The 20,483-nt window shown below is 62.2% G+C and carries 17 protein-coding genes and 1 pseudogene; 10 read left to right on the plus strand and 8 right to left on the minus strand.

What is annotated here, in order from left to right; all coding sequences use genetic code 11:
• Positions 1-21: 21 nt before the first annotated feature.
• The 6 genes and pseudogenes from ACS4RS_RS30655 to ACS4RS_RS30680 all read right to left on the minus strand — a co-directional run bounded on the left by ACS4RS_RS30655 (position 22) and on the right by ACS4RS_RS30680 (position 6,277).
• Positions 22-1,047 carry an ABC transporter permease subunit gene (locus ACS4RS_RS30655; RefSeq protein ID WP_439011998.1) on the minus strand — a complete coding sequence of 342 codons (1,026 nt, stop codon included), beginning with the start codon at positions 1,045-1,047 and terminating at the stop codon, positions 22-24.
• Positions 1,044-1,957, minus strand: a pseudogene (locus ACS4RS_RS30660) (branched-chain amino acid ABC transporter permease). Before ACS4RS_RS30660 ends, ACS4RS_RS30655 begins: the two are co-directional and overlap by 4 nt.
• A complete protein-coding gene (locus tag ACS4RS_RS30665) occupies positions 1,954-2,682 on the minus strand; it encodes an ATP-binding cassette domain-containing protein (protein ID WP_439011999.1) in 729 nt (242 codons plus the stop codon). Before ACS4RS_RS30665 ends, ACS4RS_RS30660 begins: the two are co-directional and overlap by 4 nt.
• Positions 2,679-3,431: an ATP-binding cassette domain-containing protein gene (locus ACS4RS_RS30670; RefSeq protein ID WP_439012000.1), complete on the minus strand. Its 753-nt coding sequence runs from the start codon at positions 3,429-3,431 to the stop codon at positions 2,679-2,681. Before ACS4RS_RS30670 ends, ACS4RS_RS30665 begins: the two co-directional genes overlap by 4 nt.
• A 6-nt stretch (positions 3,432-3,437) precedes the next feature.
• Positions 3,438-4,742 (minus strand): ABC transporter substrate-binding protein, encoded by a 1,305-nt coding sequence (locus ACS4RS_RS30675; protein WP_439012001.1) that lies wholly within the window; start codon positions 4,740-4,742, stop codon positions 3,438-3,440.
• Positions 4,743-4,810: 68 nt separating this feature from the next.
• Positions 4,811-6,277: an aldehyde dehydrogenase gene (locus ACS4RS_RS30680; protein WP_439012002.1), complete on the minus strand. Its 1,467-nt coding sequence runs from the start codon at positions 6,275-6,277 to the stop codon at positions 4,811-4,813.
• Positions 6,278-6,478: 201 nt separating this feature from the next.
• Between ACS4RS_RS30680 and ACS4RS_RS30685 the strand changes: the two genes are divergently transcribed.
• From ACS4RS_RS30685 to ACS4RS_RS30705, 5 genes are all read left to right on the plus strand, one after another.
• Entirely contained in the window at positions 6,479-7,378 is a 900-nt protein-coding gene (locus ACS4RS_RS30685) for a helix-turn-helix domain-containing protein (RefSeq protein ID WP_439012003.1), read from the plus strand.
• Positions 7,379-7,756: 378 nt separating this feature from the next.
• Positions 7,757-8,866: a molybdopterin-dependent oxidoreductase gene (locus ACS4RS_RS30690; RefSeq protein WP_439012004.1), complete on the plus strand. Its 1,110-nt coding sequence runs from the start codon at positions 7,757-7,759 to the stop codon at positions 8,864-8,866.
• Between the two features lie 243 nt (positions 8,867-9,109).
• Entirely contained in the window at positions 9,110-9,619 is a 510-nt protein-coding gene (locus tag ACS4RS_RS30695) for a nucleoside kinase (RefSeq protein WP_439012006.1), read from the plus strand.
• A gap of 305 nt (positions 9,620-9,924) precedes the next feature.
• Positions 9,925-10,272, plus strand: coding sequence for a helix-turn-helix domain-containing protein (locus ACS4RS_RS30700; protein ID WP_439012007.1), 348 nt, complete (start codon positions 9,925-9,927; stop codon positions 10,270-10,272).
• Positions 10,265-10,759 (plus strand): SRPBCC family protein, encoded by a 495-nt coding sequence (locus tag ACS4RS_RS30705; RefSeq protein WP_439012009.1) that lies wholly within the window; start codon positions 10,265-10,267, stop codon positions 10,757-10,759. The genes ACS4RS_RS30700 and ACS4RS_RS30705 overlap by 8 nt, the downstream gene beginning before the upstream one ends.
• 183 nt (positions 10,760-10,942) lie before the next feature.
• Here the strand turns inward: ACS4RS_RS30705 and ACS4RS_RS30710 are convergent, their stop codons facing one another.
• Positions 10,943-12,349 carry an adenylate/guanylate cyclase domain-containing protein gene (locus ACS4RS_RS30710; RefSeq protein WP_439012010.1) on the minus strand — a complete coding sequence of 469 codons (1,407 nt, stop codon included), beginning with the start codon at positions 12,347-12,349 and terminating at the stop codon, positions 10,943-10,945.
• 122 nt (positions 12,350-12,471) lie between these two features.
• Complete coding sequence (locus ACS4RS_RS30715; RefSeq protein WP_439012011.1) at positions 12,472-12,957, minus strand: MarR family transcriptional regulator; 486 nt, start codon at positions 12,955-12,957, stop codon at positions 12,472-12,474.
• Between the two features lie 209 nt (positions 12,958-13,166).
• Between ACS4RS_RS30715 and ACS4RS_RS30720 the strand changes: the two genes are divergently transcribed.
• From ACS4RS_RS30720 to ACS4RS_RS30740, 5 genes are all read left to right on the plus strand, one after another.
• The gene (locus ACS4RS_RS30720; RefSeq protein ID WP_439012012.1) at positions 13,167-14,750 is read left to right on the plus strand and encodes an AMP-binding protein; all 1,584 of its coding nucleotides are present in this window, start codon (positions 13,167-13,169) and stop codon (positions 14,748-14,750) included.
• Positions 14,751-14,794: 44 nt separating this feature from the next.
• Positions 14,795-15,619 (plus strand): p-hydroxycinnamoyl CoA hydratase/lyase, encoded by an 825-nt coding sequence (locus tag ACS4RS_RS30725; RefSeq protein WP_054183816.1) that lies wholly within the window; start codon positions 14,795-14,797, stop codon positions 15,617-15,619.
• 57 nt (positions 15,620-15,676) lie between these two features.
• Positions 15,677-16,783 (plus strand): NAD(P)-dependent alcohol dehydrogenase, encoded by a 1,107-nt coding sequence (locus ACS4RS_RS30730; RefSeq protein WP_439012013.1) that lies wholly within the window; start codon positions 15,677-15,679, stop codon positions 16,781-16,783.
• Between the two features lie 21 nt (positions 16,784-16,804).
• Positions 16,805-18,244, plus strand: coding sequence for an aldehyde dehydrogenase family protein (locus ACS4RS_RS30735; RefSeq protein WP_439012014.1), 1,440 nt, complete (start codon positions 16,805-16,807; stop codon positions 18,242-18,244).
• A gap of 286 nt (positions 18,245-18,530) precedes the next feature.
• Positions 18,531-20,459 (plus strand): diguanylate cyclase, encoded by a 1,929-nt coding sequence (locus ACS4RS_RS30740; protein WP_439012015.1) that lies wholly within the window; start codon positions 18,531-18,533, stop codon positions 20,457-20,459.
• Positions 20,460-20,483: the final 24 nt, after the last annotated feature.

Genomic DNA, 20,483 nt, shown 5'->3' on the forward strand with positions numbered 1-20,483 from the left:
GAGTTCGGGACGCAAACCGGCTCATTCTTCCCATTTGATCTTGTTCGGACCGGGCAGTTTCAGCCGGTAGCCGACCGGCAGCAACTGGAAGTCGAAGCGGCGCTCGATTGCGCCCCAAAGGCCGCGCGGCAGGTAGAGCGAGAAGATCAGGGCCGTGGCGCCGAGGCCGATCAGGTACCAGACGCCGGCTGCGCCGAAGAAGGTTTCGATGACGAAGAACAGGATGGCGCCAAGGATGGCGCCCTCGAACTTGCCGATGCCGCCGACGAGCACCATGAAGATCATATAGGCCGTCCACTGGACGCTGAAATAGGTTTTCGGCTGGAAGGTCGTCGCGGTCGCCAGCCACAGGCCGCCGGCGATGGCGATGCCGAGGGCGGCAAGCACGAAGAGCAGCCTCTTGGTCGCGATCACCCGTACGCCGACCGAGGTCGCCGCCTCTTCATTGTCGCGGATCGCCTGCATCGCCGCCCCTGCGCGGCTGCGCATCAGCATGAAGAGAGCGCCAAGCAGGGCCGCCATGGATGCGAGCGCAAGCCAATAGATTGTCGCCCGCCGCGTACCGCTGTCATAGACGTTGAGCGAAATCAGCGACGTCCCCGTTTCCCCCTGGATGAGGCGGTCGAGATTGACGAGCAGATGGGCAAGTTCGGCCACGACCCACATGCCGATCGCGAACTCGCCGCCCTTCAGCCGCAGCATGAACAGCGAAAGCGGGATCGACAAGGCGCCGGTCACGATCGCAGCGGCAAAGACCGAGACGAAGGGGTCGAGCCCCGCATCCGCAAGCCGAATGGTGAAATAGGCGCCGAGGCCGAAGAACACCTGCTGGCCGACCGAGACGAGTCCGCCGAAACCGGCAAGCGCATTCCACATGGCGGCCAGGATCACATAGATGAACAGGGCGGTCATCCTGTCGATCGCGCCGGCGCCGAGCACGGCTGGGGCGAATATCAGCAGGGCGAGAACCGCGGCCATGGAGCCGAGCGCTACCCGCGACGATTTCGTCCAGCGCTCGATCGATATTCCGTTGGAGACGAATGTCATGTCGGGCTCCGAAGACGGGCGCGAAAATTGAGGAGCGCGCCGAGCTTGTCGAGTTGAGGCATGCCGGGCCGGGACAGCCTGACGAAGAGAACGAGCAGGAAGACGGCATGGCCGCCGATCAGGAAGCCTTGCGGATGCAGCTGGGCGCCGAGCGATTGGGCAAGGCCGAGCACGATGCCCCCGGCAAGCGTGCCCCAGAGCGATCCCGCTCCGCCGATGACGGCCGTCTCGAAGGCAAAAGAAGCTGCGGGGCGCCCGCATAGGGGCTGAAGGTCGCCCGCATTCCGAGAAAGGCGCCGGCAATCCCGATTGTGACCATGGTGATGGCGGTAGCGACAGCATTCACCCTGCGCGCATCGATGCCGACGAGCCCTGCCGTATCGGGATCCTCGGCCGTGGCGCGAATGGCGCGGCCCAGCGCAAACCGGCGGAGGAAGACTTGGAGCGCGCCGAGAACGAGGATCGCCGTCACCATCATCATCACCGAAAGCTTGCCGACGAAGATGTGGCCCGGCAATTGCCAGGATGCATAGGAGAGGTCGCCGATGAAGGGCGCGAGCGATCGTGTGTCGGCGCCGAACTGTTCGAACAGCAGATTGTCGATGACGATCGACAGCCCGAAGGTCGTGAGGATCGGCAGCAGCGTGCCGCCGCGGGCGCTGCGTTCGAGAATGAGGCGCTGCAGCAGCCAGCCGATCACCGCCATGACCGGCAGCACAATCAGCAGGCCGGCGAAAGGCGGGATGCCGGCTTTGGCGGCGAGCAGCCACAGCCCGTACGCGGCCGCGACCGCCAGGCTACCATGCGCGAGATTGATGATCCGCATGACGGAGAACATGAAGGACAGGCCGCAGGCGATGACGGCGTAATAGCCGCCGAGCAGGAGGCCCTGGATGAGCGTGTTGATCATGATGCGCTCCTTTCGCCGGCTGCCCGGTGCAGTCCGAAATAGGCCTGGGTGACGTCGTCGCGGGTGACGGCAGTGGACTGCCTGTCTAGGACGATGCGTCCCTCCAGCATGCAGATGACCCGGCTCGCGACACCCATGGCGCGGGCAAGATCCTGCTCGACGAGCACGATCGTCGTTCCCGACGTCAGCAATGCCTGCAGTTGGTTGTAGACGCGGTCGACAACCAAGGGGGACAGTCCGAGCGAGACTTCATCAAGCAGAAGAATATCCGGGTTGCTCATCAGTGCCCGGCCGATCGCGGTCGCCTGCTGTTCCCCGCCGGACAGGTGCCCGGTCTTGGCGTGACGGCGGGGTTTCAAGTTCGGGAAGGCGTCGAGGACGCGATCGATACTCCACTCGCCCTTGCGCCCGCAGCTCTTTCCGAGAAGCAGGTTCTCTTCGACGGTCATCTGCGAAAACAGGCGTCGGCCTTCCGGCACCAGGGCTATGCCTTTGGCGATCCGCTTGTGGGAGGGAATGGCGGCCAAGTCTTCATCATTGAGAAGGATCCGGCCGGAGGATGGAAGATGGGCGCCGGCGATCGATCTGAGCAGCGTCGTCTTGCCCGCGCCGTTAGCGCCAACCAGCGCCAGCACCTCGCCCTTGGCGATATCAAAACTGACCGCGCGTACCGCCTGCAGCAGGCCGTGGCGGACGTCGAGATTGCGGATGGAGAGAAGGCTCATGCGGGTGTCCCTCCGAGATAGGCCTTGACGACCTCGGTATCGCTCATGACCATTTTCGGCTCGCCGTCGGCGATGATCCTGCCGGCATCCATGCAGATCAGCCGTTCCGCCACCTGCAGGAGGATATGGACGATATGCTCGATCCAGACGATGCCGATGCCGCGGCGGCGCAATTCGAGAATGGTTTCTACGAGCTCGCTCGCCTCGCCATCGGTCAGGCCGCCGCCGATTTCGTCGAGCAGCAGCAGTCTCGGCTGCGTGGCGAGCGCGCGGGCAAGCTCCAGGCGTTTGCGATCGAGAAGACCGAGCGTGTCGGCCGGGCGGTTGGCCACCCCAAGCATGCCGCAGAGCGAAAGCGAATCCACCACACGCTCATAGGCTTCGTCGCGGCTTGCGGCATGGCCGTGCGATGCGGCGACGAAGACATTTTCGAAGGTCGTCATGCCGCTGAAGGGTTTGGGCACCTGATGGGTCCGCACCAGCCCGGAACGGCAGCGTTCCGCCGCCGTCCGGCCGGTGACATCGGCGCCGTCGAAGGTGATTGTTCCCGCGCTTGGAGGGAAGGCGCCGGCGAGCACGGAGAGCAGCGTTGTCTTGCCCGCGCCGTTCGGCCCGACGATGCCGACCGCATCGCCATCCCCCATCGAAAAATCCAGATTGTCCAGGACGACGAGCGCGCCGAACTGCTTGTGGATCCCTTTGGCCGAGAGAAAGGCTCCTCCCGGCCGATTTTGCGTTTGCTGCTGCACCGTGCGTTATCCGTTGTAGGCGATGAGCTTTGCACCGACCGGTACATTGGGGTCGGTGGCGTTTTCGGTAACGACATAGTCGAGCGCGAACTTTGAGCCCTCGGCCGCTTTCACCCATTGCGTGCCGATGATCGGCCCGGGTGAGACATTGGCGACCGGGCCGCTGGAGAAATCGACCTTGCCGGCGATCGTCGTGGTCTTCAGCGTGGCAATCGCCTTGGCCACCGCTTCCTTGCTCTTGACGTCGCTGCTTGCCTTCAGCGCATCGAACCCGGCGTCAAGAAGCGCAAGGCTGGCGCCGAGCTGCTGCGTCCACTGTTTGCCGCTTGCCGTTTCATAACCGTCGGCAAGCTCGGTTCCGGAGACGCCGGTCAGCGTCGATTTGTAAGGGAAGGCCTTGTGCCAGTAGGCGGCGCTGCCGATGTTGAGGCCAAGATCGCCGAGCGCCTCAATATCCGAAGGAAAGAGGCCCGTCTTTGCGACTTGGCAGATCTTGATCTGCTGGGTGAGACCCTGCTGCGCCGCCTGGCGCCAGAAGGCGGCGAAGTCGGGCGGTATCGGGAACGAGTTGAAGATCTCTACACCCTCCTGACGGAAGAGCGCGATCTGCGCCGAAAAGTCGGTGGTGCCCGTCTCATAGGCGCCGGGATCGACGATGGTGAACCCGGCCTTGGCAAGTGCGGGCGCCAGATGGGCGCGGATCGCATTGCCGTCGGCGTCGTTCGGATACATGACGCCGACCTTCTTGTTGGTCTCGATCAGGTTCCACTGCGAAACATAGGCCTTGTGGAACTCTTCGACGCCGAAACCGAAATGGTAGGTCCACTTGAACGGCGAGGGCGCGCCCGGCTTGGCGCCGCGGCCGAAATACCAAGCCTCCCAGGGCATGACCGTCGATAGGCACGGAATGCCCGCTGCCTCGCAGGCGTCGGCCACCGGATTGATCGTTTCGGGCGTCGAGACGGCGAGCATCAGGTCGATGGCCTGGTTGTTGATCAGGTCCTTCGCCAGCTGGCCGGCGCGCGAGGGGTCGGACTGGGTGTCCTGGTCGAGAATATCAACCTTCCAGGTCTTGCCGCCAACTTGCAGGCCGTTCGCCAGGGCCTTGCGCGCCAGATCGAGCACATAGCCATCCGTCTCGCCGAAGCCGCCGAGAGGGCCGGTGCGCGGGCTGATGAAGCCGACCTTCAAAGTGTCGCCGCTCTCGGCAAAGGCCGTTCGGCCGGAAAGCGCCAGAGCCGCGCTGCCTGCCGCGGCCGATGCGATGAAAGAGCGGCGGGTGAGCGATGCCGCATTGAGTTTACCGTTCATGAAATCATTCCTCCCTCTCGAGACGGGCCTCCCGCCCGTTTCCATTGTTGATCTCCGCCAATCTGAATTCAGATCGGATAGTGCCGTTTTCCCGATGCCATGGTGACCCATCGGAGCTCGGTGAATTCATCGATCGCCGCCTTGCCGCCGAAGCGGCCATAGCCGCTCGATTTGACGCCGCCGAACGGCATTTGCGGCTCGTCGGAAACCGTGGCTTCGTTAATGTGGCAGATGCCGGATTCGAGCCGCATGGCGACGGCCAACGCCGCATTGACATCGGCGCTGAAAACAGCCGCCGAAAGCCCGTATTCGTTGTCGTTGGCAACCGTCACGGCCTCATCGACACTGCCGACCCGGATGATCGCCGCGACCGGCCCGAAGCTCTCTTCGCGGTAGATGCGCATGGCAGGCGTGACGTGATCGATGACGGTCGCATCCATCAGCGTGCCGTGGGCCTCGCCGCCGCAGACGAGGACCGCGCCCTTCTGCAGGGCATCATCGATCAGTGACCTGACGCGGCGTACGGCCTCTGCGTTGATCAGCGTGCCGAGCGGCGCGTTGCCTTCCCTTGGGTGGCCTGCGACGAGGGTTGCAGCTTTCATCCGGAACTTGCCGACGAAGCCGTCGGCGATCTCGTCCATGAGGATGATCCGCTCGGTGGACATGCAGATCTGGCCCTGGTTCATGAAGGCGCCGAAGGCGGCGGCACTGACCGCCTCGTCGATGTCGGCGTCGTCAAGGACGATGAACGGCGCCTTGCCGCCGAGTTCCAGCAGGCAGCGTTTCAGATGCCTCGCTGAGGTTTCGGCGATGATCCTGCCGACACGGGTGGAGCCGGTGAAGTTGATGCGGCGCACGGCCGGATGGGCGATCAGGGCGTCGACGACGACAGCGGCATCGCTCGGCGCATTGGAAACGACATTGACGACGCCGCGCGGGAAACCGGCGTCACGCAGGATGTCGCCGATCAGTCCGTGGGTCTTCGGGCAGAGTTCCGAGGCCTTAAGGACGACGGTGTTGCCGCAGGCAAGCGGCATGGCGACGGCACGAGTGCCGAGGATGATCGGCGCATTCCAGGGGGCGATGCCGACGCACACTCCGGCCGGCTGGCGCACCGCCATAGCGAGGCTTCCAGGAATGCCTGACGGGATGATCTCGCCTGAGATTTGTGTGGTCATCGCCGCCGCCTCGCGAAGAATATCCGCGCCGAGCCCGCAATTGATCGCCGCCCATTGCGTGGTGGCGCCGGTCTCGCCGGTCATGGCGGCAACGAGTTCCGGCATGTGCGCCTCGAGGAGATCGGCGGCAGCGTTCAGCAGCCTGCGCCGTTCGCCCGGCCCGGTCTGCGACCAGTCTGGAAAGGCGGCAGCGGCAGCATTGGCTGCCCGCGTCATATCGGCGACGGATCCCGCCGAAGCGATTGTTGCGACATCGCCGGTCAGCGGATTGATGCGTTCGAAGGTTGCCCCTTCGGAAGCATCCAGCGCCTCGTTGTTGATCATCAGCTTTGCCGAAAGCACCGTTTTACCCCGCATTGTTGCCATGGGGAGAAGACGAGCGGACGCAACAGCCCGAAGGCTGTCCAAGCGTTGCCGCGTCTGTCGGAATGCCTCCTCCCAAAGGCTGATGACGATTAGGTTACGCCGATCAATTGCGGATGGAATGCGATTTATTGGGTTAATATTGTAATTATCCGGCGATTGCCGCAATGTTGGGTGGAAGCGGAGGGAGAGGCGTTGACGATGGACGGCGGCATTCATCATTATGCCAGGGGCGAGCAGCATGCGCCGTCGCTGTCGCATCGGCGGATCCGACTGCAAAAGGGACCGTATGCGGATTTTTACCATTTCCTGCTGCTCGGGGAGGGGCGGGCCGAGCTTCATTTCGACAGCGGCGAAGATCGGTCGTTGCAGGGGCCGCTGCTTGCCTTCCTGCCGCCGCAGGCGCGGTGTGACCTGTCGATTTCCGCCGGAACCGCGGCGCATCTGGTCGGAGTCTCGGCGCAGGTCATGGTCGATGCGATCGGCGACAAGGTCGAATCCTACTCGCTGCGCATCTTCTCCGAGCAGCGCAAGCCGGTCGTGGCGCTGGATTCCCTGCTGGTGGCTGAAATCAGCCCGTTGATTTCAGGCTTCGTGCGGGAACTCGCCGATCCCTCCCGTTCCTCCTGGATGGTTGCGTCGGCCTATATGCGGCTGATCCTGATGACGCTGTGGCGCGGTTCCGACGGCGAGAGAAGCGAGCCGCGCGGGCAGGGCGAAACCGGATCGATCCTGCAGCGATATCGGCAACTGGTCGAGGCCGGTTTCCGCCAGCACCGGCCGATCAGCGACTATGCGGCTGAACTGGGCGTCACCGCCGACCGGCTTCATTCGATCTGCCAGAGGGCGCTTGGCCGCTCGCCGATTCAGCTTCTGCATGAGCGCGTGGTGCAGGAGGCAAGGCTGAGATTGGAGCGCTCGGCCCGCAATATCCAGGAAATCTCCGACAGCCTCGGCTTTCGCGATCCGACCTATTTCAGCCATTTCTTCAAACGCAAGACCGGCCTTTCCCCCGCCGGCTACCGCGAGATCGCCCGCGCCTCGTCCGGCTCTGAAAATAGCATGCTTTCCTCTGGCTATGCGGACTGGCCTTAGGCTCGGGGCTTGGTCACTGGAATTTGCCGATCTCGGATTGCAAATCACATTGATAGGGAAGCCTCAACAGACGTAGGACTGCAATGCGCCAATAGTGACCGTCACAACGGATCGGGTGAACGACCGCTTTGGGGCCGGTGGCCGACCGTCCGCTGCTGGAACACCCAACACGAAAAAAGCGGGCATCAGAGTTCTTGCCGCCGAGGTCTGAGATCGGCCTTTGCTACCGTTCGAGGTCGATCCGAAGAACGTGCGGTATGTGCTAGAATGCGGCCGAAGGCGGAACGCGACAGACGCATTGCGAGGGGCGGTGTGATCGAACCGGAATTCGCGCGACCGAGTGCCAACGTTGTGCTCTTGGAAGGGGAGACAAGGACGATGCCGACACCAGAGCAACCCAGTCTAATAGTTCGACAGAAATCCCCACCAAACATCGAGTTTCCGTTTGCGTCACTTTCCGATTGGCTGATCCCAACCGAGCTGTTCTTCGTGCGAAACCATTTCCCGTCGCCGGACCTCGATGCGCGAGACTGGAGATTGCGCGTTGACGGGGCGGTGGAGCGGCCGATCGAACTTGACCTCGACAGCATCAAGGCGATGCGGAGCACGACTTTCACGGCCGTCGTCGAGTGCGCAGGGAACGGGCGCGTGTACTATGTGCCGCCAAAGGAGGGGTTGCAGTGGCAGAACGGAGCCGTCGGCAATGCCGCGTGGACAGGTGTTCTGCTGCGCGAGATTTTGGAAATGGCGGGCGTTAAGCGAACCGCACGTGAGGTTCTGCTCATAGGCGCCGACAGCGGCGTCGTCGACACGAACAAGAAAACAGCTTCTCCCGGCCCCATCGCTTTTGCGCGCAGTTTACCGCTTGAGAAGGCCATCGCTGACAGCACGATCCTTGCCTATTCGATGAACGAGGAGCCGTTGACGCGCGATCACGGCTACCCGCTACGCGCGGTCGTGGGTGGCTGGTTCGGCATGGCTTGGGTCAAGTGGATCACGCATATCACGGTTGTGGAGCAACCGTTTCTTGGCTACTGGCAGGCGCGCGACTATTTCCGTTGGGAACGCAGCCTCGGGGAACCCAGGCTGGTTCCCCTCGCGGAGATGGAGGTCAAAGCGCAGATCGCGCGTCCCGTGCAGGGCGCGCGTCTCATCGCCGGCCAACCGTATCGGATTTTCGGAGCCGCCTGGAGCGGAGAGGCTGTTATCCGGCAGGTGCAGGTCTGCACCGGAGATGGCAGGGGCTGGCGCGAGGCAAGGCTCCTCAAAACAGAAAGTCCCTTCGCATGGCGCTTGTGGGAGTACATCTGGACCCCTGAAGAAGTGGGGCAATATATACTGCGATGTCGCGCGATCGATGCGGCGGGGTGCGAGCAACCCGACCTTCCGCATTCCGACAGCGAGAGCTACGCGGCCAATTGGATCGTTCCGGTGGAGGTTACGGTCGTTCCCGAGCCGCAGACGTATGAGGAGGAATTCGTGATCTAATCACCCGCATGGGGCGGAATGGCGGATTGGTGCAACTCCGACCCGCGTTGTCACTGCGTCACGTCCGCTTTGCAGCAACAGCTACCTGTGGCTCGATGACGATTATGGGGGCGCGTTCCCGCCGGACATTCACCCTTGATCCAAATGCACCGAATGCTAACCTTGATCAGGTCCGCTCGTTGGCTGACCGCACGCAGGTAGAGTGTCTTCTCACCGGATTGAAGGCCGTGATAAGACGAGCCCATGGGCATTAGGAACTATCTGATCGAAGGCGGCTCGGGCACTGGAAAGACGTCTGTCGCTACCGAACTGGAGCGACGGGGCTACCATGTCATCCATGGTGACCGCGTTTTGGCCTATGTCGGCGACCCCGAGACAGGCCGGGCGCTCGCAGGACCACCTGAAGGCGCAGATCGCATCGCCTGGGGATACGCGCACTGGATCTGGCCTGTCGACAAGGTCCGAGCTATTGCTGCCGACACCACCTATCCTGCCACGTTCTTTTGTGGCGGTTCGCGAAATTTCCACAAATTCCTGGACCTGTTCGATAAGGTTTTCGTGCTCGACATCGACGTTGAGATGCTGAACCGACGGCTGGATGGGCGCCCGAACGAGCCGGGCTTCGAGCCGGCCGAGCGGGCCCTGGTGCTCCGCTACCATCGTAGCCGGGAGTATCTTCCTGCCGGCAATTATATCGACACGGCGAATACCATCCCAAGTGTCGTCGACGATATCCTCGCTCAACTTACCTGAAGCCCGGCAGGTCTGTGATCGCGAGGGAAGCAACTGATTATTGCGAGAAAGACGCTGGCCGCCGTGCGGCCCACTGGCGGCGCTGTCGGTTTCATAGCCGACCGGCAGTTCTTAGAACGACAAACCAAGCGTCCTAACCGCCGTCTTGAGGGCGCGAAGCTGCCGAAGCACTTCTGCAGCTGTTGGCCTGCGCCAGACGATTTTTGCCGCCGCAGTGCATGACATGACCTCAGATGACCGGTCTACGGCATGGAATATTAGAGACGCTTGCGCTTCCTGCGCGAGCAGGTTATACACTGAACTATATGGTTCAGTATTTAGGTTCTCCCCTCGATCTCTCGTTTGCGGCGCTGTCCGATGTGACCCGCCGCGGGATCATCGATCAGCTTGGGCGAGGCGACGCGTCGATCACCAGTCTCGCGGATAAGTTCCAGATGACGCTGACCGGCATGAAGAAGCACGTCCAGGTTCTCGAGCGGGCGGGGCTCGTCATCACGCAGAAGGTCGGACGGGTGAGAACCTGTAAGCTTGGGAAACGCGGCCTCAAGGCGGAGGCCGAGTGGATCGAGGCGCATCGCAAGCTCTTCGAGGCCCGCTTCGAAGCATTGGACGAAATCATCAGCGAAATGAAACAGGAGGGAAGCGATGACTGAGCAAGTTAACAGTGCAGGTGGTGCGCAGAACCGCACGTCAGTCGAGCGCAGAGGGGATCGCGAACTCTTGGTAACGCGGACATTCAATGCGCCGCCAAGTACGGTTTACAAGGCTTGGAGCCAGCCCGAGCTGTTCCAGCGCTGGTGGGTGCCAAAAACGGCATCCGGCGTTTCGCTCGTATCGTGCGATATGGACGTCCGTACCGGCGGCAAATACCGGCTGGAATTCGGCGCCGGCGGTTCGGACACCATGGCCTTCTACGGCAAGTATCTAGAGGTGGTGCCGAACGAGCGCATCGTCTGGACCAACGACGAGGGCGAAGAGGGCGCGATCACGACCGTGACCTTCGAGGACCAGGGCGGGAGGACACTGCTGACTTTCCATGAAATCTATCCGTCCAAGGGGGCGCTTGAGGAAGCACTACAGGGCTCGGCCGCCGCTTTGCCGGAGCAGTTGGAGCAGCTCGACGAATTGCTCTCAGCATAGGCGACTAGCACGGATCGGGAAACGCGCTTCGGGAGAACGTCTGCTCCTGCGAGGTGACTCCACCGGCCTTTCCGACCGGAGGGGTGGCGCGAAGCGGCCGAACACTGATTGCCAAATGAAAGTCGGCCGTGGATCGTAGCGGAAACTGCTGAAGTTGACTTGACCTCGAAGAGCAGATCAAACTCACGACAGTGCGAAGATTTTGACTTCCCTGCCGATGCCCTGAAGTTCCGCCATCCGCGAGGCGGAGTTTATTCCGCTGTCGCGCAGGATCTCCGAGACTTGGGCATCGCCGACGATTGCCTCAGTCGTCATGATGACATTGGGATCGGCAAGGCCCTGGACGCGGGAGGCGATGTTGACGGTCTGGCCGAAATAGTCTTGCCGGTCGTTCAGGTTGACCGCGAGGCATGGTCCTTCGTGGATGCCGATCTTCAGCAGAAGATCGTCGCTGCCATGTTCGGCATTCAACCGAAGCATTGCTTCCCGCATCCTGAGTGCGGCCGCCACTGCGCGGTCCGGGCCCGGAAAGGTTGCCATCACGGCATCGCCGATGGTCTTGACCACCGCGCCGGCCTCGGTGGCGACGATCTCGTGAAGAACCCTGAAATGCGCCCGCACCAGATCGAAAGCGGCAAGATCTCCGACGCGCTCGTAAAGCGCGGTCGAGCCCCGCAAGTCGGTGAAGAGGAAAGTCAGGCTGGTGATCTTGAGGCGCTGGTCGACGTCGAGCGTGTCGGTCCTGTAGATGTCGCGGAAGCTCTGGTTGGTAAGCAGGCGCTTGGCCGTCAAAAAAGCCCGCCGGCGGCCCAGAAGATCATGCAGCTCATCTCCCGCGATGCAGACATTCGGCACCACTCTGCTATCGGTGTGGTTCTCAAGGGCGAGCCGCAGCAAGCCCGGGCGCAGTGTCACGGTTTCGTTCAGCGCATGGCCCCGGCTGATGACCATGGAGAGGTTTTGGCGCTCACCGGTGGGCTCGCCCTGCACATCGATGAACTGCGCCGAGTGCGTGACGGCATCGAAGATGATGACGAATTGCGAAGGCAACTGCAGCGAGACGAAAGCCTTCTCGCCCGGTGCCAGCTCGATCATCTCCAACAGGATGCGTTGGAACTTCGCTTCCAGATCCTCCGGCAGGTCGACGCCGGAGCTGAAGAAGATCTGGCGGTAATATTCGAGCGGAGGCAGCCGGTCGGGATCATGGGCAGCGATCCTGCGCACGCGCGGACTGACGGTGAAGGTGACTTCGACCATCTCGTCGAGGGTCGGTTCGTATCCGGCGGCGCACAGCGCGCAATGATAGGTGTCCTGGACGACGCCTTTCAAGGTTGCGCCGCTGTCGAGAACGCCGCCGCATCCCGGGCAAAGCACATTCCAGGTCATCTCGAACGCGCCTATGCGGGCGGCATGGAGAAGCGCTGCGATCGTTTTCTCTTCATCGAGATGATGTTTTTCGGCGAAGGCCAGCGCATTGATGCGATTGAGATCGCGATCCGAGCCATGCTTGACGACGTTTTCGATGCACTCGACCGTCTGCGGGTCAGCCGCCTGTCGCAGGGTGGCGAAAAGCACGTCCATTTCACTCATGAGACAAGTCTCCGTGTGCAGAACCCACGGCGGACGACGCCTGGACCGGGATCATAACACGGGACTTTCCCAATAGAAATCTATAGGCTTGGATACCGCGTGCTTCCCAAGCGGAGGCGGGGTCAGTGCCCCTTATAGATCCGCTTCAGCGCCGCCAGCAGCGCCTCCATTTCGTCGGGCGAAAACAGGTCGATGAAACGCCGTTCATGCGTATCGATCAGTTTACGCGCCCGCATGAGCATTGCCTGTCCGGCTTTGGTCAGATGCAGTTCCTGGCGGCGGCGGTCGGCCGCGGAAGGATGGCGCTCGATGAAGTCGCGGGCTGCCAGCCGGTTGACGAGGGCCATCATCGTCGCGCGGTCGGTGCCGAGCGTATTGGCAAGGTCGATCTGCGAAGCGCCCGGATTGCCGGTGACGAGTTCCATCACCGCGAGCTGTTTCTGCGTCAGCCCAAGCTCCTCCATGGTTTCGGCGAAATCGCGATAGATCGCCACATGCGCCATGCGCAGATGGAAGCCCAGGAGATCGCCGAGCCGGCCGACGTCGAGCGGCGGCGTCACGGAGGCCTCCTCTGCTTCGATTTCGTCCTGCGGTGGTTTTTTGGCCATCATTCGTCTCGCTTCGTTCAGGCGCCATAACCATCAAAATCAGCGGGTTAGTCAATATCCCTGTTGCTATGGCCGGGATATTTCCCGCGCCTCTTCGGACGCTGCGATTTGTCGAAAACAGCCTCTTGCATCTCGCTGGGAAAAGATATTAGTATGTGTTGCATACAAATTTGCCTGCGGCGGAGGAGCGGCGGGCATGGGAGGAGAAAATGGCGCATTCCTTTTCCGGGAGGGCTTCGTCGGCGGATTGCGGGCTGGTGACGGATGATCCCATCCTCTACCGCGCCCGCGTCACGGGGAATGGTCAGGCTCTGTTCGAGATTGCCACCGGCCGGCAACTGACCTATGCCGAACTTGATCTCCGGATCGCCTGTTGCGCCGGCCTTCTGAGCGCTTTGCTCGGCGCGCGGCGGGACGGAGCGCGTGTCGCCATGCTGGCGCGCAACTCGATGGACTCGATCGTGCTTGCCTTTGCCTGCCAGCGTGCCGGCGCCATCTACGTGCCGCTCAACTGGCGCCTCAACGCCGCCGAGCTTCGGCCGATCCTTGCCGATTGCGCGCCGGCGCTCCTGGTCCACGACGAGGAGTTTTCGGCGGCCGTGGCCAGCCTTGCCGACGCCCATGCCGAGATGACGGTGATCTCGACGGCCGATGGCCCAACTGGCCTTGCGGCGCGGATGGAGGCGAGCCTTCCGATGAAGCCTGTACCCGCCGATCCCGATGGAGCCTGCGTCCTTCTCTATACGTCGGGCACCACAGGGCAGCCGAAAGGCGTCGTCATTACCCGCCGCAACGCGTTTTTCGCCGCCGTCAATTTTTCCTTCGTCGGCGAGATCGGGCCGGGATCCGTCGCTCTGTGCGACCTGCCGTTCTTTCATACGATCGGGCTGATTGCGGTGGCGCGCACCACATTGATGCTGGGCGGCACGCTTGTCGTTTCCGATCGCTTCATACCGGCGCGCACACTTGCAGCCCTTGCCGACCGGCAGCGCGCCATCAGCCATTATTTCGCTGTACCGCAGATCGCGCTCGCTCTGCGTAGCGATCCCGCCTATAGCGCCGCGGCTCTTTCCGGCCTTCATGCGCTTTTCGTCGGCGGCGCGCCGCTGACGCAGGCGCTGATCGAAAGCTATCTCGCCGATGGCGTTGCGCTGGTCAACGGTTATGGCATGAGCGAGGCGGGAACGGTGCTGCATGTGCCGATCGACCGGCGCGCGGTGCAGGATAATCCCGGCAGCGTCGGTCTGCCGGCGCCATTGCTCGACATTCGCATCGTCGACGAAGAGGGCCGTGAGGTTGATGAAGGCGAGATCGGCGAACTCTGGCTGCGCGGGCCGGCGGTGACGCCGGGCTATTGGAACAAGCCGCTGGAAAGCGCTGCCGCCTTCACGGACGGCTGGTACCGCACCGGCGATCTCGGCCGGCGCGAAGCCAACGGCTTCTATCGCATCGTCGACCGCCTGAAGGATATGTATATCAGCGGCGGCGAGAATGTTTATCCCGCCGAGGTTGAAGCCGCACTCGCAAGCCATCCCGGTATTCTCGACGTCGCGGTGGTCGGCATTCCCGATACCAGATGGGGCGAATGCGGCGTCGCTTATGTTGTGCTGCGGCCGGGTGCTGTGGCAACGGCCGAAGCGATCGCCGGTCATTGCGCCGCAAAGCTTGCCGCCTTCAAGCGCCCGGCGCGCATTCTCTTCGTCGAAACCATTCCCCGCACCGCCTCCGGCAAAGTGCAGAAACATGTTCTGCGCCAGCTGCCTTCCGACGAAACCCTTCAACGACAGGCCTGATCAAGCGGCCCCGGCATTCATGCCGAAACCAATGGAGTGATCTGATGACTGAAAACCAATCGCCGGTTCTGGTCGAATTCGACAATGGCATTGCCTTCGTGACCCTCAACCGTCCTGAAAAGCGCAATGCCATGAATCCAGCTCTCAATGCCCGGATGCTCGAAGTACTCGACGAACTCGAGGGTGACGAACGCTGCGGCGTCCTCGTCCTGCGCGGCGCCGGCCAATCCTGGTCGGCCGGCATGGATCTGAAGGAATATTTCCGCGACAACGACGACAAGCCGCGCAATGCCACGCTGAAGGCGCGCCGCCAATCCGGCGGCTGGTGGAGTCGGCTGATGTATTTCGAAAAGCCGACGATCGCCATGGTCAACGGCTGGTGCTTCGGCGGCGCCTTCACGCCGCTCGTTTCCTGCGATCTCGCCATTGCCGCCGAGGAAGCGAATTTCGGCCTCTCCGAGATCAATTGGGGCATCCTGCCGGGCGGAAACGTCACCCGCGCCGTTGCCGAAGTGATGCGCCATCGCGACGCGCTCTATTACATCATGACCGGCGAACTGTTCGGCGGGCGCAAGGCGGCTGAAATGGGGCTCGTCAACGAGGCCGTGCCGCTCGCCGAACTCGAAACGCGAGTCCGCAAGATCTGTGCCGGCCTGCTCGAAAAGAACCCGGTGACGCTGAAGGCCGCCAAGGACACCTATAAGCGCGTGCGCGACCTGCCCTGGGATCTGGCCGACGATTACATCTACGCCAAGCTGGAGCAGATGCTGTTTCTCGACAAGACCAAGGGGCGCGACGAGGGGCTGAAGCAGTTCCTCGACGACAAGACCTATCAGCCGGGGCTCGGCGCCTACAAACGCAGCCGCTGAGGAAGCGAACCCGGCCCGCCGGGTCGCGCGCGGGCTGATCATCGGGAGGAGGATAGAATGAAAATCCGTGCCGCGGTGGCGCGTGCGCCGCATATGCCCTTTTCGCTGGAAAGTCTCGATCTGGAGGAGCCACGCGAGGGGGAGATCCTGGTTCGCGTCGTCGCCACCGGGGTTTGCCACACCGATATCGTCATGCGCGACCAGCACCTGCCGGTGCCGCAGCCGGTCGTGCTCGGCCATGAAGGTGCTGGGATCGTCGAGCGTGTCGGGCCGGGCGTTGCCAAGGTGGTTGTGGGCGATCACGTGGTCATGACCTTCAATTCCTGCGGTCATTGCCCAAGCTGCAACGATCACGAGGAGACCTATTGCCACGAATTCTTTCCGCGCAATTTCTTCGGTGCGCGCGCCGATGGTTCGAGCGGGCTCTCCTACAGAGGGGAACGCGTTCACGGCAATATTTTCGGACAATCCTCCTTCGCCAGCCACGCGCTCTGCCATGAGCGCAATATCGTCAAAGTGCCTGAAGATGCCGATCTGGCGCTGCTCGGTCCGCTTGCTTGCGGCATCCAGACCGGCGCCGGCGCGGTCATGAATGCGCTGAAGATCGAACCGGGAAAGGTGCTCGCGGTCTTCGGCATGGGTTCCGTCGGCCTTGCCGCCGTGATGGCGGCGCGGATCGTCGGCGCCTCCAGGATCATCGCCGTCGACATCAATGAGACGCGGCTGGCGCTTGCCGGCGAACTCGGCGCCACCGATATCGTCAACGGCAAGGCGAGCGACGCCGTTGCCGCGATCATGGCGCTAACCGGCGCCGGCGTCGATTATGCGATCGATGCCTCCGGCGTGCCTGCCGTCATCGATCAATGCGTGCGGGTGCTGGCGCCGCGCGGCACCTGCGGCATCGTCGGCGCCTCGCCGCACGGCGCGACGCTGACGCTCGACCTCACCCATATCCTCTCCGGCGGACGCCGGGTGCGCGGCATCGTCGAGGGTGATTCCAATCCTGATGTGCTGATCCCTCTCCTGATCGACCTCCACAGGCAGGGCCGCTTCCCGTTCGACAGGCTCGTCACCTTCTATGATTTCGCCGACATCAACCAGGCGGTGGAGGATTCGGAAAGGGGCATCGTGCTGAAACCGATCGTGCGCCAGCCGGCCGCCTGACACCGTTCAAGGGAGGAAACAATGAACACCGTCACCGCAATTGCCACCGATACCAGTCCCGATGCCATGAAGGCGCTCCTTGCCCGGCAAAGGGCGTCCTTCCTGAAGGAAGGGCCGCCAACCATCGAAACCCGCATCGATCGTATTGACCGCGTCATCGCCCTTCTCGTCGACCATAAGGACGCGATCGCCGCGGCGCTGTCGGAGGATTTCGGCAGCCGCAGTGTCGAGGCAAGCCTGCTGCTCGACGTTTTCACCTGCGTCGGTTCGCTCAAATATGTCAAGGCGCATCTGGCCGAATGGCTGAAGCCGGAAGAGCACGAGGCGTTGTTCCCTGATGCGGTCGCCAAAGTGGTCTATCAGCCGAAGGGCGTGGTCGGGATCCTCAGCCCCTGGAATTTTCCCTATCAGCTCGCCCTTGCGCCGCTTGCCGGCATTCTCGCCGCCGGCAATCGCGCCATGATCAAACCGTCGGAGGTGACGCCGGCTTCGGCGGCGCTGATGGCGCAACTCATCGCCCGCGCCTTCGACGACACGGAAATCGCCGTCGTTCAGGGTGGACCGGCGACCGGCACCGCTTTCACGTCACTTGCCTTCGATCACCTGATCTTTACCGGCGGCACCGCGATCGCCCATCATGTCATGCGCGCTGCGGCGGAAAACCTGACGCCGCTGACGCTCGAACTCGGCGGCAAGTCGCCCGTCGTTGTCGGTCGTTCGGCCGATCTCGCGGATGCGGCCCGCCGCGTCATGACCGTCAAGACGCTGAATGCCGGCCAGATCTGCCTGGCGCCCGACCATGTCTATGTGCCGGAGGAAAGCGTCGAAGCCTTTGCCGAGCACGCGGTAGCGGCGGTCGCCGCAATGTATCCGACGCTCAAGGAAAACCCGGATTACACGTCGATCGTCAATGCCCGCCATCACGCCCGAGTCCAGGGCCTGGTCGACGACGCCAGGGCGAAGGGTGCCCGTATCGTCGAGATCAACCCGGCTGGAGAGAATTTCTCGCAGCAACCGGAACACCGCATGCCGCCGACACTCATTCTGGATCCGAGCGAGGATATGCGCGTGCTGCAAGAGGAAATCTTCGGGCCGGTGCTGCCGGTTCTTCCCTATCGCGATATCGCCGACGTCATCGATCGAATCAACGCCCGGCCGCGCCCACTCGCTCTCTATTATTTCAGCCAGGATGGTGAAGAGGAGCGCCGCGTTCTCGACAATACGACTTCCGGCGGCGTGACGGTCAACGACTGCATGAGCCACGTCACGGCCGAAGGCCTGCCCTTCGGCGGTGTCGGCCATTCCGGCATGGGCGCCTATCACGGCAAGTTCGGTTTCCTCGCCTTCTCGCATCCACGCGCCGTCTATCACCAGAGCAAGATGGTGGAAGCGGAATATATGATGCGGCCGCCCTTTGGCGAGGCGATGCGCGGCTTTCTGGCCGGGGCGATCTGCAAGTAACGGAGGACAAGCCCGGCGGACTACGCCGGGCTTCCTCGTCCGGACGCAGACGGCCGGGAATTTCCACTGCAACTCAAGGCATATGCGCGCCTTTTGATCGCGCAAATATAGTCCTATTGCGCAGGCTTATCCGAATTACGCGGTATTGTGCCATCACCAGGCATGTCCAGCCGAAGCGAACGGCGTTTGTTAAACATGCCTTATAACAGGCGTGCCAGCCTTGGCTGGTCGATACTCCATGCCGCTCCATGAGATCGGTTTAACCAAGCTCAAACCAGTTTCGCCTATGATGAGTTCGTTACATGTCGTGGAAGGTGGATACAGCGCGGTGAATGGCAATTGGACGCAATTCGGTGGCAACCTTTCCTTCGTGTGCCTGGCAATTTCGCTCTGGGCGCTTTTTTCGATTGAGTTTCAGCGCCGGTCCTTCAGGCAGGAAAAAATCGCCTTCGGGATCATAGCCGGCGGCGCCTCCATCGGGTCCATATTGCTGGCCGTTGAATTCCACCCCGGCATCTATATCGACCTGCGTTTTTCGCCGCTTGCATTGGCCGGCATGTTCGGGGGGCCGATCGCGGCGGCCTTTGCCGCGGCGCTGGCGATAGCCTTTCGTTTTGCCGTCGGCGGCACAGCGATGGTCGACGGTGTCATCACCATGGCCGTCGCCACCGGCATGGGTTTGGCCGGTCATTTCTGGACCCGCAAGAGATCGCCGGAGCTTAAGGACGTTGCGCTGCTGAGTCTTGCTCTTGGCGTTGCATTGGTCCTGTCGATGGCTCTGCTTCCCACCTTGGTGAACGCCCATGTGCTCGCCGGCGTCGGTTTCCCCCTGACCGCATTGAATTGTCTCGCGACTGTTCTGGGTGGTTTCGTTCTGCTGAAGACACAGCAATGGGAGCTGGAGCGAAGCATATTGGTGACCGCATTTTCGCAGTCGCCCGATTATCTCTATGTGAAGGACCGAAACAGCCGGTTCATTACCGTCAATGAAAACATGACCCGCCTCTTCCGCTTCCGGACGACGGCCGAGATGATCGGATTGTCGGATTTCAATCTGATGTCGCGGCCGCTTGCCGAGGAATTATATTACCTCGAGCAGCAGGTCATAGACACCGGCGTGCCGCTGATCGATTCCACCGAGCATATCGAAGGCAGATTCCTGCTCGCCTCCAAAGTGCCGCTGCGGGACAAGCAGGGGCGGGTGATCGGCCTTGCCGGCGTCACGCGCGATGTTACCGAGCGCACCGCTCTGGAGCGGGAATTGCGCGAAAGCAAGAACCTGCTCTCGCATGCGATGGCCAGCATGTCCGATGGTATCGCCATGTACGACAGCAAGGGTTTTATCCTCTTTTGCAATGAGCAGTATCGCAATGCCTTCCCGCTCTCCGGAGAGGCCCGCGTGGTCGGCGCCCATATCAGCGACATCCTGCGCCGCGTCGCCGAAACCGGCGAGCGGCCTGGCATTCCCGATGATGTGGACGGGTGGATCAAGGCCGCCGCCGCCTCGCTCCACAGCAACAAGGACGAAGAGGTTCAGCTTCACAACGGCGACTGGCGCAGCATCCGGACAAGGCTTGCAGAAGACGGCACGGCGATGGCCGTCGTCTCCGATATTACGGCGACGAAACAGGCGGAAATCGCACTCAGGCTGTCGGCGGAGCAGTTGAAGAACCTTGCCGAGACCGATGGCCTCACCGGCATGGTCAACCGCCGCGCCTTCGACGAGGCTTTCGCCCGCGAAACGTCGGGCAGCGGCAGGAGAAACACGCCGTTCAGCCTGCTAATGGTCGATATTGACCGCTTCAAGGCCTATAACGACACCTATGGTCATCCTGCCGGAGACCAATGCCTGCGGGTCGTCAGCAATTGTCTGCGCCAATCCGTCAGCCGCCCGGCGGACATCGTCGCCCGTTACGGCGGTGAGGAATTCGTGGTCTTCCTCCCCGATACCAGCGCCAAAGGCGCAATGATCGTCGCCGAGCAATTCGCGCGGCGCCTGGCCCAGGAGAATATCGCGCATTCCGGCAGCGAATTCGCCCGGGTGACGGCGAGCATCGGCGTATCCTGTGCAACGGGCGCCGTTCTGCGGACCAACCCGAACCGCCTGCTGACCGAGGCCGACGCAGCGCTCTACGAAGCCAAAACCCAGGGCCGCAATCGCATTCTGGCCCATTCGCCCAACGGCGAACGGCATGCCATGAAGGAAGCCGGTTAAATCGAGATCTTTCTTTGATAGGTT

The organism is Rhizobium sp. F40D2 (assembly GCF_051810745.2).
Taxonomy (GTDB): Bacteria; Pseudomonadota; Alphaproteobacteria; order Rhizobiales; family Rhizobiaceae; genus Rhizobium.

What these genes read in the sequence shown, in the direction of transcription:
- ACS4RS_RS30655 (WP_439011998.1), bottom strand. Translation starts at nt 1,047, where the DNA reads ATGACATTCGTCTCCAACGGAATATCGATCGAGCGCTGGACGAAATCG.
- ACS4RS_RS30665 (WP_439011999.1), bottom strand. Translation starts at nt 2,682, where the DNA reads ATGAGCCTTCTCTCCATCCGCAATCTCGACGTCCGCCACGGCCTGCTG.
- ACS4RS_RS30675 (WP_439012001.1), bottom strand. Translation starts at nt 4,742, where the DNA reads ATGAACGGTAAACTCAATGCGGCATCGCTCACCCGCCGCTCTTTCATC.
- ACS4RS_RS30680 (WP_439012002.1), bottom strand. Translation starts at nt 6,277, where the DNA reads ATGCGGGGTAAAACGGTGCTTTCGGCAAAGCTGATGATCAACAACGAG.
- ACS4RS_RS30690 (WP_439012004.1), top strand. Translation starts at nt 7,757, where the DNA reads ATGCCGACACCAGAGCAACCCAGTCTAATAGTTCGACAGAAATCCCCA.
- ACS4RS_RS30695 (WP_439012006.1), top strand. Translation starts at nt 9,110, where the DNA reads ATGGGCATTAGGAACTATCTGATCGAAGGCGGCTCGGGCACTGGAAAG.
- ACS4RS_RS30700 (WP_439012007.1), top strand. Translation starts at nt 9,925, where the DNA reads ATGGTTCAGTATTTAGGTTCTCCCCTCGATCTCTCGTTTGCGGCGCTG.
- ACS4RS_RS30705 (WP_439012009.1), top strand. Translation starts at nt 10,265, where the DNA reads ATGACTGAGCAAGTTAACAGTGCAGGTGGTGCGCAGAACCGCACGTCA.
- ACS4RS_RS30710 (WP_439012010.1), bottom strand. Translation starts at nt 12,349, where the DNA reads ATGAGTGAAATGGACGTGCTTTTCGCCACCCTGCGACAGGCGGCTGAC.
- ACS4RS_RS30715 (WP_439012011.1), bottom strand. Translation starts at nt 12,957, where the DNA reads ATGGCCAAAAAACCACCGCAGGACGAAATCGAAGCAGAGGAGGCCTCC.
- ACS4RS_RS30720 (WP_439012012.1), top strand. Translation starts at nt 13,167, where the DNA reads ATGGCGCATTCCTTTTCCGGGAGGGCTTCGTCGGCGGATTGCGGGCTG.
- ACS4RS_RS30725 (WP_054183816.1), top strand. Translation starts at nt 14,795, where the DNA reads ATGACTGAAAACCAATCGCCGGTTCTGGTCGAATTCGACAATGGCATT.
- ACS4RS_RS30730 (WP_439012013.1), top strand. Translation starts at nt 15,677, where the DNA reads ATGAAAATCCGTGCCGCGGTGGCGCGTGCGCCGCATATGCCCTTTTCG.
- ACS4RS_RS30735 (WP_439012014.1), top strand. Translation starts at nt 16,805, where the DNA reads ATGAACACCGTCACCGCAATTGCCACCGATACCAGTCCCGATGCCATG.
- ACS4RS_RS30740 (WP_439012015.1), top strand. Translation starts at nt 18,531, where the DNA reads ATGATGAGTTCGTTACATGTCGTGGAAGGTGGATACAGCGCGGTGAAT.